Genomic DNA, 12,306 nt, shown 5'->3' with positions numbered 1-12,306 from the left:
GTAGGCGTTCGCCTCGTTGCAGTGCTTTCTTGAGCTGGATCAATGGGGCCGTGGCGTGCCCGGCCTACAGTGCAGCTACAACACTTCCATCATGGAACTGACATGCACAAATTGAGCCTGCGTTTGAAGCACCTCAGTCAAGAGCATCACACGGCAATGTTGCTGGCGTACGCAGCGCGTGAAGCGATGCCGCAATCCGAGGCCGATCTCCCCAGCTTCGTGACCAAGGTCTGCGAGATTTTCGAGAACGAGATGGAGCCGCATTTTCGTGAAGAAGAGCGCTTCGCCTTGCCGAAATTGCGGACGCTGGGCCGCGATGATCTGGCTGACCGTACGCTGGACGAGCACAACGCCATGCGCGTCATGCTGGCCGAACTGGCACGCGCGCCTACCGCGGAGAAAGTCAGCGCTCTGTCCTCCGCCATGGAAGCGCACGTCAAGTTCGAAGAAGAGGTGGTATGGGAGGTTCTTGAGACTGCTTTCGACAAGAGGCCCCAGCCCGCTGCGGTCTAGTCCGCAGCGTCTTCACCCTTTGACGGGTTCAACGCCGGGTCCACGCCGCGGCGTTCGTCGAACACGAAACAATCCCCCTGCCAGTGGGCATTGCCCACTTTCTCGAAATACTTGAGGATGCCGCCGTCAAGCTGGAACACGTTTTCCAGACCCGCCTCGCGCATCACGATGGCCGCTTTTTCACAGCGGATGCCGCCGGTGCAGTAAGTCACCACCGTCTTGTCGCGCAGCGTATCGGCCTGCGCCTCGACGACAGGTGGAAACTCGCTGAACTTGTTGATGCGGTAATCGATGCAGTCCTTGAAACGACCGACATCGGCTTCGAACGCATTACGCGTATCCAGCGTCACTACCGGACGTCCTGCATCGTCGTGCCCCTGGTCGAGCCAGCGTTTGAGCGTCTCCGCACTCACGGCGGGCGCACGGCCCGCCTGCGGCTGGATGGCCGGCCGATCCATGCGGATGATTTCCTTCTTGTGCTTCACCTTGAGGTGACGGAAAGGTACCGTCTCCGACAGCGATTCCTTGGCGACCAGATCGGCAAAGCGTACATCGGCATGCAGAAATGACATCGCCGCATCGATGGCCTCGCGCGAGCCGGCGAGGAACATGTTGATGCCCTCGCTGGCGATGAGGATCGTGCCCTTCAGCCCGAGCGCCGAGCAATGCGCCTCGAGGCGGTCGCGCAAGGCTTCACAGTCGTCGATGGTGACGAACTTGTAGGTGGAGATGTTGAGGATGCTGGGCTGGGGTGAAACGGACATGGCTGCGACAAGGACGGGGAGGTCGGATCAGCCGGCATTTTACAACTGCTGCGCGGCAGCACGAGTGCGCTGGTTGCCGGCTGGCGCGGCGGTCGTAGAGTGTTTCTGCGCCGGGGCGCATGCCAGACGCGTCGGCAACGTAGTCGGTAATTTTGACAACCAAGACCTTGATGGTGTGGCGGGCCGTTCTGCGGGACGAGAAAGATGTTTCTTAATCAATGGCTTGGTCAGTTTTGGTCTGCATTTTGCTCCCGACCCGGTTCGGTCATCGAATTGTGATGCCGCGTATCTACAAAGCAGTCTGATAAATAACAAAAGGGGTTTCCAATATGAACAGGCTTCTGACCAAGCTTTTGTCGGCAATTGTGTTGTCTGTCGCGGCGTTTTCTGCGAGTGCAACCGTCATTACATTCGAGGGGGGTTTGAGCTCTCTCTTCACTTACAACGGTGTGACACAGCTCAATACCCCGATCGCTACAGGTAGCGGCTACGACAACCTGGCGGCGGCAACTGGCAGTACGGGTATGGCGTTCAACCCGAACGGAGTGTCTCCTTCCGACTTCTTCCTGGTAGGCAACAGTGCGTCCACCTTCACGCTGAACTCTTTCCTCATTGCTGGCGCATGGGGCACGCAGACCCTGACCATCCGTGGTTTGAACAACGGTGTGCAGCTGTTCTCTCAGGCTCTGGCTGTCTCGCTCTCGCCTGTTCTGTTCACAGCGAACTGGAGTGGCATTGATCAATTCGAAATCCTGACCGGCAACGATTTCGTGCAGAACCAGACGCTCACCGGCAGCGGCCAGCACTGGGCCCTGGACAACCTGACCATCAATGAAGCAGCGGCCAGCGTTCCAGAGCCTTCCACCCTGGCCATCGTGGCCCTGGGCCTGGTGGGTCTCGGTCTGGCACGTCGCAAGCAAGCCGCCTGAGCCTGATCAGGTAGCAATGAAAAACGGCGACCTCAGGTCGCCGTTTTTTTGTCCTTCGAATGTGCCCAGCCATGGTCGGGGCTGGGTGTTCGTGCAGCCCTGCGGCTCTCAAATCCCGCGGGCCATCGCATGCAGGCGCGCAATGCGCTCCTCGGTCGAGGGGTGGGTCGAGAACAGGCCTGCCAGACCGCGGCCCGATAGCGGGTTCATGATCATCATCTGCGCTGTCTCCGGGTGCGCCTCTGCCGTGTCCAGCGGAATGCCGCTGGCGTAGCGATGAATCTTGTCCAGCGCGTCAGCCAGTGCGCGCGGGTCGCCGGAGATCTCGGCACCGCCGCGGTCGGCCTCGAACTCGCGAGCGCGCGAAATCGCCATCTGGATCAGGCTGGCCGCGATCGGCGCGAGCAGCGCGACGACAATGCCGACGATCGGGTTGGTGCGGTTGCCATTGCTGTCGCGCCCACCGAAGAACATGGCGAAGTTGGCCAGCGCCGAGATGGCACCTGCCGTTGTCGCGGCAATCGTCGAGGTCAGGATGTCGCGGTGCTTCACGTGCGCCAGTTCGTGCGCCATCACGCCACGCAGTTCACGCTCGCTGAGCACCTGCAGGATGCCGGTCGTGGCTGCCACGGCTGCGTTCTGCGGGTTACGGCCGGTGGCAAATGCGTTCGGCTGTTGCTCGTTGATGATGTACACCTTGGGCATCGGCAGCTGCGCGCGGCCGGCCAGTTCGCGCACCATGTTGTAGAGATAGGGCGAGGAGCTTTCGTCGACCTGCTGGGCGTTGTACATGCGCAGCACCAGCTTGTCGGAGAACCAGTACGAGAAGATGTTCATGCCGCCACCCAGCAGGAGCGCGAGCAGCATGCCGGACTTGCCGCCGATCATGGCGCCGATGACACCGAACAGCGCCACGATGGCCGCCATCAGGATCGAGGTCTTGACCCAGTTGAACATGGGGAATTTCCTTTCACTAATACAGGCAAATGCAGGCGTGCGCTGGAAGTGTTCGGCACGCATGGCGTCAGACCGCCGTAGATCCGGGCGGTTCCTGCGCTCCACAGTATCTTGGGGCGAGGCGGCCTGGCTTCAAGCGCGGCGCGTGCGCTCAGGCCGCGTCGAGACTGCCGCGATAGAGCGCCACGATGAGGTCACGCGGGGTGACGATGCCGACCAGGCGGCGCTCGCCGTCGACGATGGGAATGTGGCTGTGGCCCTTACCGCCGAGCAACGGCACGAGCGATGCCACATGCGTATCGACAGAGGCCGTCTGCGGCTGCTTGCTCATGATCTGGCCGACGACTTCGGGTTTGTCGGAGTGCGTACCCGGCGTGCGACGGAGCAGGTGGCGCAGGCGCGAGCCGACCTGCTCATGCGAATCCAGGTCGGCGCTCTTCATGAAATCCGCCTGCGTGACGATGCCGACCACGCGGCGCGCGCGGTCGAGCACCGGCAGCGCCTTGATGCCATGCGTGCGCATTTCGCGCCAGGCCTCTTCCAGCGTGGTGGCGAACTGCACGCTGATGACCTCGCGCGCCATGATGTCGCCGCAGGTAATCTCGCCAAAGCGGCGGCGGTACGCCTGCACTTCGGCCTGCATGAACAGCGCTTGCAGGTCGTCGCGGTCGATGTCGATGACCTGGTTGTACTCGCGCAGCACATTGTCGAGGTCGCTCACAGTGAAGCCCAGACGCTCTTCCGGCGGTGTGTCGCGCATGCGCTTCTGCGCGGCCGTCATGCCCAATGGGCGATGCGGATAGTTGCGGCCCGTGAAGCGGTTGTAGGCAATCGCCACGGCCAGCAAGCAGAAGGAGTTGAGCATCACCGGGTTGAGCACGAAGCCCATGCCGAGGGCATGCACCGGTGCGCCGCCCAGCACTGCGGTCAGTGCCACGGCGCCTGAGGGCGGGTGCAAGCAGCGCAGCACCAGCATCAGGCCGATGGCGATACCGATGGCGGCGCTGGCAGCCATCAGCGGATCCTGCAGGGCATGCCAGCAGGCCACGCCGACGATGGCGGCGACGAAGTTGCCACCGATGATGGACCAGGGCTGGGCCAGCGGGCTGGAGGGCACGGCGAACAGCAGCACGGCCGAGGCGCCCATCGGCGCAATTAGCCACAGGCTGGCCTGCGCGCCGAGCACCTTGTGACTGATCAGGCCGGTGATGAGGATGCCCAGCAGTGCACCGACGCAGGAGCGGATGCGCTCTTCGGCATCGCCACCTAGCGCCAGCGGAATCAGTGAGCGCAGGCGTGCGCGCAGGGGAGATTGCGTGTGCTGCGACTCGGGGCCTGAGGGCATGGCTGTGCGATGGAATTGACGGTCGGCAAGTTTAGCCGAGCTGCCTGCGCGCGTGCAGCTCGCTCAGGGACGCCCGGCTACCTGCCGTGTCATGCAATTGGCAAAGCGCCCATCGACTTGCAGCGCATAACCGCTGGTCGTGATGGTACGGTTGAACTTGGGGCTGTGCACCGCGATCTGTGGCATGGCAAAGCGGGCCTGTGGCGTGCCGGCAGTGGCATCCGCCAGGGCAAACAGCTTGAGCCACAACGGCGTTGTGGTGAAACGCTCGGTCTTCTCCAGCAACAGGTCGCGGCGTATGTCGGCCACCGACATGCCCAGGCGATTGCGCTGGCGCTCGAGTGCGCGCTGGGTCAGGCTGGGCGTGGCGGTCGCTACGCCATCCTGATAGATGAGCAGGTCGCCATCGGCCACCAGCGCCGAGCCGTTGACGCGCGACAGGGCGTTCTGGAAGGCGGCGTTGCGGCTCGAGAAGCGTCCCGAGTTGTAGTCGGCGAAGCGATACAGCGGTGCGGGATAAGGCGCCGCGTAATCGAGCAGCATGGCGACGCCGAAGTACAGGCCGCCGCGACGCGTGAAGCTCTCGCGACGAATATTGAGATTGCGTCCGTAGGGGTAGGGCTTGCTGCGCGCATGCTCCTCGGCAAACGCGACGTTTACCTGCATCGCGCCGGCCGTGTTGATCGGGTTGTGTGGCTGGTAGGCTGCTGCCAGATCGGGCAGCTCGGAAAACATATCTTCGTACAGACGGCTCACGTCCGACTCGGTGCGCAGCCCGTTGATCCGGTTCGCATAGCTGCGGCCATCGCGGCTCTTGCGCGCCAGACCCTTGTCGACGACGAACTGCGGCACGCTGTAGCGCGTGCGACGTGCTTCGATTTCCGTCATCACGATGCGCGACAGGTTCGGCACTTCCGGGTCGGCCTGAAAGCTCGACTCCTGCTCGATGACGGCGAGCGTGGCACACAGGTTCTCCGGCGTCATCGGGACATGCAGCACGCCCATGGCATTGGTGACGTCCGCAGCCCAGCCTGCGCCATCGGCCACGCGCGCAGGCAGCAGGCGCTGCATTGCCAGCTGCGCATCGGGCACGCCGTAGACGCTGGGTAGTGGCGGGCGCGGCGCTGCGACGGGTGCGGAGGTGGATGAACCGGACGCTGCCTTGGGTGCGGTCGTGCGCGCAGCCTTGGGCGCTTGCACGGGAGCGGGTGTGCTGACGACTTCGGGCGTGCCGGCGCATGCTGAAAGCATGAGCGCCAACAAGAAAGCGAGCGGCAGGGGGGTGACGGCAGGCAGGCGCCGGGCGGTGGAGTCAGGCATGAGGCCGACAGTATCGCCGCGCCGGGCAAGCCCTTCGTCGTCGCGCCGGTTGTCGCAGCCTGAAGGCGAGTGCCTAGCCGCTCGCCGCGACCGCCAGCGCGGGGCTTGCGCTGTCTTGTTCCGCCAGGTCGATCTCGACCCGGTTGCGACCGCCGTGCTTGGCGCGGTACAGGGCGGCGTCGGCGCGGGCGATGAGGGATTCGAGGCTGTCGCCAGCGCGGAACTGTGCGCCGCCGCCGCTCAGGCTGACATGCAACTCGCCACAGGCTGTAATGACCGGCGCGTCAGCCAGGTATGTGCGCAGGCGTTCGGCGAGCTGCCGGGCGGCCAGCGCCGAGGTGCGTGGCAGCAAGGCAATGAACTCTTCGCCGCCCCAGCGGCCGGGCAAGTCGAATGTCCGGAAGCAGGTCTGCATGCGCCGCGCCATTTCGCGCAGTACCTCGTCACCGACGTTGTGGCCGTAGTGGTCATTGATGTGCTTGAAATAGTCCAGGTCGAACATCAGCACCGACAGATCCTCGCCATGCCGCGCGGCCAGTTCCAGCGCACGTCGCGCCTCCACGGTGAAGTGGCGGCGATTGGCGATGCCGGTCAGCATGTCTTCCTCGGCGAAGCGCTTGAGCTCGCGCTCGGCAAGGCGCCACTCGGTGATGTAGTGGTGGATGCCGACGATCACTGGCGAGCCATCGACATTGACGCAGCGGCGCTTGCAGACAATGCGGAAGATCTCTTCCCCGGTGGAAGGCTTTGTCTTGTGTTCCTCCTTGAGTACTTCAGCGCCGGCGATGATCTGCTGGTCTTCATCGCGTGACAGTTCGCTGGAGGGCAGGCGGCCGATCAATGCTTCGCGCGAGTTGCTGCTGCGTGCCACGTAGGCGTCATTGACGATGATGATGTTGCCGCTGGCGCTTCTGACGTAGACCGGGTCGGGGATCACGTCGATGAGATCCTGCACGAAGCGTTCGGTGCGCAGGCGTTGCGCCATCTCGCGTTCGAGGACGGCTTTCAGCTCGCGCTCGGCGATCTTCCAGCGCGTGATGTGGTGCTCGACGCCGACGATCACCGGGTCGCCATCGACGAACACGCTGCGGCGCTTGCTGATCTTGCGGAACACCTCCTCGCCCGTTGCCTGGCGAACGGTGTGGTCCTCCTTGTCGATATCCGTCCCCGCCAGTACCTGCTCGTCTTCGCTGAGCGTGCTCTGTTGCTGGTTGGGGTCACGCGGCGCAACGCTGGTGTCAAAACCCTTGAAGGTCTGCTTGTCGACGTTGCGGTATTTGGCGAAGGCGTCATTGATCATGGCGTAGACGCCGCCGGCTTTCTTGATGAACACCGGGTCGGGAATCACGTCGATGAGGCGCTGGATGAAGGCCTCGGTGCGTTCGCGCAAGGCCACTTCGCTGGCCAGCGACTCCTGCAGGTGGCGCTCGACTGCACGCAAGGCGCTCACGTCTACGCGCGTGCCGACAATCACCCGCTGGCCCACGGCGTCGGTGCAACTGCCCTTGCTGATGATGCGGACCTGGCGCTGCCCGGCGTGATCGTGTTCATGCGCTTCGCGCAGCACGGTGCTGCCGGCGAGTACGAATGCGTCTTCCGTGTCTTCATGGGCGCTGTTGGCGGGCAGCTCACCCTCTGCCGTCATGGCGCGATTGACGATGACGTGCCTGCCTTCAGCGTCCTGCACGTAGACCGGGTGTGGAATCAGATCGAGCACGCGCTGCACGAAAGCTTGCGTGCTTTCGTGGCGCAAGCGCTGCTGCTGCAACGAGATCTGCAAGTCTTCGCGGGCAATCGACCAGCGCGAGATGTCGAAGTCGAGGCCGACGATGACGGTACGTTCCTGTCCTCGTTCGGGCATCCCGCGGCATGCGCCCTGCACGATCTGGCGATGGCGTTCACCGCCATGGCGTGGATGCGTGTCGTGCTGCTCGCGGCTGATGCGCTCACCTGCCAGCGTGGCCAGGTCATCTGCGCGCGATACCTCGCTGTGCGGCGCCCCGGCAGCAATCTCCTGCGTGCTGCGACCGATGATCTCGGCATGCGGCAAGCCGCGCTCGTCGCAGAAGGCACGATTGGCGATGAGATAACGACTGTCTGCGTCCTTGACGTGGATGGGGTGGGGGATGACGTTGATCAGCGCGTCGGTAAACACCAGGTGCGCGTTCGCGTCGCGCCGCAGGGCCTGGCGTTTGCATCGCAGGATCAGCGCTGGTGGCATGAAGGCGCTCAGCGCCGTGAGCAGCAGCCAGGGCGCCGAGGTGGATGCGCCGAGCCCTATGCCAAGGGTGGCTACCAGCAGCGCCGGCAAGGCGAGTACCAGACAGTCTCGTTGTTCTTTGCGCACAAGCCCCCCGGCTCATTGTGTGGCTGTTCCAGTCAACGGAAAGGGGGCGACATACTTTAGAAGCCGCACGTCGGGCGCGGCAACGGATCTGCCACATGCATGATGTGTAGTGCCCCTGCTTGTGCTGCGCGGCCCTGACCGGGCCGTCTGCTGCCTGCTTCTTCTGTTTTGCTGCAGTGCTGCTACGAGCGATGGGCGGCCAGCGCGGTGCTGGCCTCCGGTGTCTCATGCCTGTCTGGTTCTGTGGCGACCGCGCCGGTTGCGTCGCTGGTCTCCACGCGATTGCGGCCGCCATGCTTGGCACGATAAAGGGCTGCATCGGCGCGTGCGACCAGTGATTCCAGCGTGTCATCCGCGAGCATCTGGGCGCCGCCGCCACTCAGCGTGACCTTTATGTCACCGCTGCTGGTGCTGATCGGTATGTCGGCCAGTGCTTTGCGCAAACGTTCGGCAACGTCGCGTGCGGCGAACACGGGCGTGTGCGGCAGGAGCGCAATGAACTCCTCGCCACCCCAGCGTCCCGGCAGGTCTGACTTACGGAAACACTCCTGCATGCGCCGCGCCATCTCGCGCAGCACTTCGTCGCCGATGTTGTGGCCGTACTTGTCGTTGATGAGCTTGAAGTGATCGAGGTCGAAGAGCAGCAGCGACATGACTTCGCCATGCCGGTGCGCCTTCTCCAGCGAGCGGTTGGCCTCCGTCGTGAAGTGGCGGCGATTGGCGATGCCGGTCAGCACATCTTCTTCGGCGAGGCGCTTGAGCTCGCGCTCGGCAAGGCGCCATTCGGTAATGTAGTGATCGATGCCGACGACTACCGGCGAGCCATCCACGCTGACACAACGGCGTTTGCAGACGACGCGGAAGATCTCTTCGCCAGTGCTGCGGTGGCGGTGCTCTTCCTTGAGGACTTCACCACCGGCGATGACCTGTTGGTCTTCATCGCGCGACACCGTGCTCGGCGATACAAGGCCGATCAGTTCTTCGCGTGGCTTGCGGCGCACGCGTGCGAAGGCATCGTTGACGATGAGGTACTGACCGTCGGCGCTCTTCACGTAGACCGGGTCGGGGATCACGTCGATCAAGTCCTGCACGAAGCGTTCGGTGCGCAGGCGCTGCGCCATCTCGCGCTCGAGGACGGCTTTCAGTTCGCGTTCGGCGAGCTTCCAGCGCGTGATGTGATGTTCGATGCCGACGATCACCGGGTCGCCGTCGACGAACACCGAGCGGCGCTTGCTGATGACGCGGAAAATCTCCTCACCCGTGGCCTGGCGGATGACGTGGTCTTCCTTGTCGCTGTCCATGCCCGCCAGCACCTGTTCGTCTTCGCTCATCGAGGCGGCGCGCAGGGCCGGGTCGGTCGACGGCTCATGACGTTTGAATCCCTTGAAGTTGAGCTTGTCGACGTTGCGGTAGCTGGCGAAGGCTTCGTTGATCATGACGTAGACGCCGCCGGCTTTCTTGATGAACACCGGGTCGGGAATCACGTCGATGAGGCGCTGGATGAAAGCCTCGGTGCGTTCGCGCAAGGCCACCTCGTTTTTCAGCGACTCCTGCAGGTTGCGCTCGACGTAGCGCAGCTCGGTCAGGTCGACGTGCGCGCCGACGATCACCGGCTCGCCATAGGCGTTGAGGCAGACTCCCTTGCTGACGATGCGGAAGCGATCCAGCCCGCGTGCATCGACGTCCTGCACTTCGGTCATCAGCTCCTTGCCCGCCAGCACGGCTTCGTCTTCCGCGCGGATATGGCCCTGCACGTCGCCAGTGCTGCCGATCAGCTCTTCCGCGCTCAGGCCGCTTTCGGCGGCCATGGCGCTGTTGGCGATCACGTAGCGACTGTTCTGGTCCTTGACGTAGACCGGGTGCGGAATCAGATCGAGCACACGTTGCACGAAGTCCAGGGTGTCCTGGTAGTGCGTGCGTTGCTGCTGCAGCTCCTGCTGCAGATCCTGTTCATTGACCCACCAGTGCGACAGGTCGAAGTTGGCGCCGACGATGACCATCGCGCCATTGGCCGTGCGACAGGCGCCCTTCATGATCAGGCGGTGGCGCTCGGTACGGTGTGTCGGGTGGATGTCGTGCTGCTCCTTGCGGATCACCTGGCCGGCCAGTACGGCCTGGTCTTCCTTGCGTGAGACCTGGCTGTCGGCCTTGTTGCGCGTGATCTCCTGCGTGGTGAGCCCGACAATCTGCTCCAGCGGCAGGTTGCGCTCTTCGCAGAAGGCGCGATTGACGATGATGTAGCGGCTGTCGGCGTCCTTCACATAGACCGGGTGCGGGATGACATCGACGACCTGGCGCGTGAATTCGACATGGTTCACCGCTTGCTCGACCAGGGCTCGCTCGGTCTGGCGCAGGCGTAACATGGGCGGCACGAAGCCGCACAGCGCCGTGAGCGGGATGCCCAGCCATGGCGGCAAATGGAATGCCATGGCGAGCAGCCCCGCTAGAAGGGCTGGCAGTGCAAGGATCAGGAAGTCTTGTAATTCTTTGCGCAAATGAGCGTCCCCGGGCCGGTGGTGCGATCCGCTTGCCGGGAGCGCACCCATATGCGTCATCGGCAGCCATTTCCGGAATCTTTAGCTGTGGCGCAGGTTTTCGGGCATTTCGCCATAGACGGAACGCATAATTGGCGGCAATCACAGTATCTGTGGCAGCTTGAAATAAATTCACATGGAGAAAAGCATGTTCCCACGCCTGTCATTGGCGATTCTCAGGAATGGCCTGCTGGCGCTTTTGCCGGTGTTTGCACTGGCGGCTTGCAGCAGGCTCAGCGTCGAGAACTACGACCGCCTGCGTGTCGGCATGTCGTACACCGAAGTCACGGGCATTCTCGGCAAGCCCGATACCTGCAGTGACGCCATGCTGGTGCGCACTTGCCGCTGGGGCACCGATACGCGCTATGCCTCGGTCAATTTCGTGGCGGACAAAACGGTGTTGTACAGCGCCGAAGGGCTGCGCTGAGGGCCTGACGCCCCTGACGCATGGCCGGGACCGGTTCTTGCAAGAATGAGCCGGACCGTCTGCCACGCAGCGCAATGCCCCTGGGCAAACGGGTAAACTGCGCCCATCCGCGAGAGGGTGTGGCGCTACAAGAATCCAGACCAATCCAGGCAATCCGATGCCACTGCGGCGCCCGTAATGGACAGCGCGCCGCACATTGTCCTGACTGTGCTCCAACGACGGAGCGAGAGAGGTGTTTCGTGGTCAGGTTACGTTTTTCCGTGCAACTCGGTTACGAGATAACCGAGTGGCCGTGTGATTTCATTTTCAACATCCAGGCCGCGCGCACGCGCTGCCAGACGATTGTCGACGAGCATCTGGTGATCAACCAGCCCGGCGTTGCGCAGCTGCCGACCGCCATGCATACGGACGTCGCGCACGGTAACCGCTTCATCCGCCTGCGCGCCAATGCCGGCCCGCTTACCGTCCGCTACGACGCCACCGTCGATATCCTGCACCACGCGGTTGCGCCGGAAAAGTTGCAGGAGATGCCGATTCCGCAGCTGCCCCCCGAGGTTTTGCCCTACCTCTACCCCAGCCGCTATTGCGAGTCTGACAAGCTCAACGTGCTGGCCATGCGCGAGTTCGGCAAGCTGCCGCCGGGCTATGACCGGGTGCTGGCCATCCAGCGCTGGGTGCAGGCGCGTATCGGTTTCACCTCCGGCGCCTCCAACCCGAACACTTCGGCGGTGGACAGCCTCAGCAGCAGCGCCGGCGTGTGCCGCGACTTCTCGCACCTGATGATTGCGTTGTGCCGCGCGATGAGCATCCCCGCAAGGTTCGCGACGGGCATCGACTATGGCGCCGATCCCGCACTGGGGCCGACCGACTTCCACGCCTACGTCGAAGTTTTCCTGAGCAACCGCTGGTATCTCTTCGACGCTTCAGGTGTGGCCATTCCGATGGGCTTCGTGCGCTTCGGTACCGGGCGCGATGCGGCCGACGTGCCTTTCGCCACGATCTTTGGCGGGCTGACCTCATTCGTGCCGGTTGTGAGCATCGAAGCCGTCAATGATCCGGCCAACGGCTTCGAAGTACCGCGGCATCGCACGGAAGCCCTGTCGACCGACGGTAACTATCTGTCGATGAGCTGAGCGCCTGTTCAGCCGGTAAGTCGGGAAAAACGCCCGG

At 63.4% G+C, this 12,306-nt stretch carries 10 protein-coding genes; 4 read left to right on the top strand and 6 right to left on the bottom strand.

The features are described from left to right. Positions 1-102 precede the first annotated feature (102 nt). Positions 103-513, top strand: a complete 411-nt coding sequence (locus VVD49_RS03165) for a hemerythrin domain-containing protein (protein ID WP_327597676.1) — start codon at positions 103-105, stop codon at positions 511-513. Here VVD49_RS03165 and VVD49_RS03160 read toward each other — a convergent pair. Beyond that, the gene (locus VVD49_RS03160; protein WP_327597675.1) at positions 510-1,277 is read right to left on the bottom strand and encodes a sulfurtransferase; all 768 of its coding nucleotides are present in this window, start codon (positions 1,275-1,277) and stop codon (positions 510-512) included. The two genes, VVD49_RS03165 and VVD49_RS03160, sit on opposite strands and share 4 nt — an antisense overlap. 422 nt (positions 1,278-1,699) lie before the next feature. Between VVD49_RS03160 and VVD49_RS03155 the strand changes: the two genes are divergently transcribed. Continuing rightward, a complete protein-coding gene (locus tag VVD49_RS03155; RefSeq protein ID WP_327597674.1) occupies positions 1,700-2,206 on the top strand; it encodes a PEP-CTERM sorting domain-containing protein in 507 nt (168 codons plus the stop codon). Between the two features lie 108 nt (positions 2,207-2,314). Here VVD49_RS03155 and htpX read toward each other — a convergent pair whose 3' ends face one another. The 5 genes from htpX to VVD49_RS03130 all read right to left on the bottom strand — a co-directional run bounded on the left by htpX (position 2,315) and on the right by VVD49_RS03130 (position 10,670). Beyond that, positions 2,315-3,163 carry a zinc metalloprotease HtpX gene (gene htpX, locus VVD49_RS03150; RefSeq protein WP_327597673.1) on the bottom strand — a complete coding sequence of 283 codons (849 nt, stop codon included), beginning with the start codon at positions 3,161-3,163 and terminating at the stop codon, positions 2,315-2,317. 151 nt (positions 3,164-3,314) lie between these two features. Continuing rightward, positions 3,315-4,508: an HPP family protein gene (locus tag VVD49_RS03145; protein ID WP_327597672.1), complete on the bottom strand. Its 1,194-nt coding sequence runs from the start codon at positions 4,506-4,508 to the stop codon at positions 3,315-3,317. A gap of 63 nt (positions 4,509-4,571) precedes the next feature. Continuing rightward, positions 4,572-5,828 carry a DUF1615 domain-containing protein gene (locus tag VVD49_RS03140; protein ID WP_327597671.1) on the bottom strand — a complete coding sequence of 419 codons (1,257 nt, stop codon included), beginning with the start codon at positions 5,826-5,828 and terminating at the stop codon, positions 4,572-4,574. Between the two features lie 73 nt (positions 5,829-5,901). Beyond that, on the bottom strand, positions 5,902-8,175 hold the full coding sequence (locus VVD49_RS03135; protein WP_327597670.1) for a sensor domain-containing diguanylate cyclase: 2,274 nt from the start codon (positions 8,173-8,175) through the stop codon (positions 5,902-5,904). 182 nt (positions 8,176-8,357) lie between these two features. After that, entirely contained in the window at positions 8,358-10,670 is a 2,313-nt protein-coding gene (locus VVD49_RS03130) for a sensor domain-containing diguanylate cyclase (protein ID WP_327597669.1), read from the bottom strand. 187 nt (positions 10,671-10,857) lie between these two features. Here VVD49_RS03130 and VVD49_RS03125 point away from each other — a divergent pair, with 187 nt between their 5' ends. Further along, positions 10,858-11,136, top strand: a complete 279-nt coding sequence (locus tag VVD49_RS03125; protein WP_327597668.1) for a DUF3862 domain-containing protein — start codon at positions 10,858-10,860, stop codon at positions 11,134-11,136. Between the two features lie 239 nt (positions 11,137-11,375). Further along, positions 11,376-12,269, top strand: a complete 894-nt coding sequence (locus VVD49_RS03120; protein WP_327597667.1) for a transglutaminase-like domain-containing protein — start codon at positions 11,376-11,378, stop codon at positions 12,267-12,269. Positions 12,270-12,306: the final 37 nt, after the last annotated feature.

Origin of the sequence: Uliginosibacterium silvisoli, from assembly GCF_036017035.1 — a bacterium.
GTDB lineage: Bacteria > Pseudomonadota > Gammaproteobacteria > Burkholderiales > Rhodocyclaceae > Viridibacterium > Viridibacterium silvisoli.
This window is presented reverse-complemented; position numbering and strand designations above follow the sequence as displayed.

Excerpts from the sequence above, each read along its gene's own strand:
- htpX (WP_327597673.1), bottom strand. The coding sequence starts at position 3,163 with ATGTTCAACTGGGTCAAGACCTCGATCCTGATGGCGGCCATCGTGGCG.
- VVD49_RS03160 (WP_327597675.1), bottom strand. The coding sequence starts at position 1,277 with ATGTCCGTTTCACCCCAGCCCAGCATCCTCAACATCTCCACCTACAAG.
- VVD49_RS03125 (WP_327597668.1), top strand. The coding sequence starts at position 10,858 with ATGTTCCCACGCCTGTCATTGGCGATTCTCAGGAATGGCCTGCTGGCG.
- VVD49_RS03140 (WP_327597671.1), bottom strand. The coding sequence starts at position 5,828 with ATGCCTGACTCCACCGCCCGGCGCCTGCCTGCCGTCACCCCCCTGCCG.
- VVD49_RS03145 (WP_327597672.1), bottom strand. The coding sequence starts at position 4,508 with ATGCCCTCAGGCCCCGAGTCGCAGCACACGCAATCTCCCCTGCGCGCA.
- VVD49_RS03165 (WP_327597676.1), top strand. The coding sequence starts at position 103 with ATGCACAAATTGAGCCTGCGTTTGAAGCACCTCAGTCAAGAGCATCAC.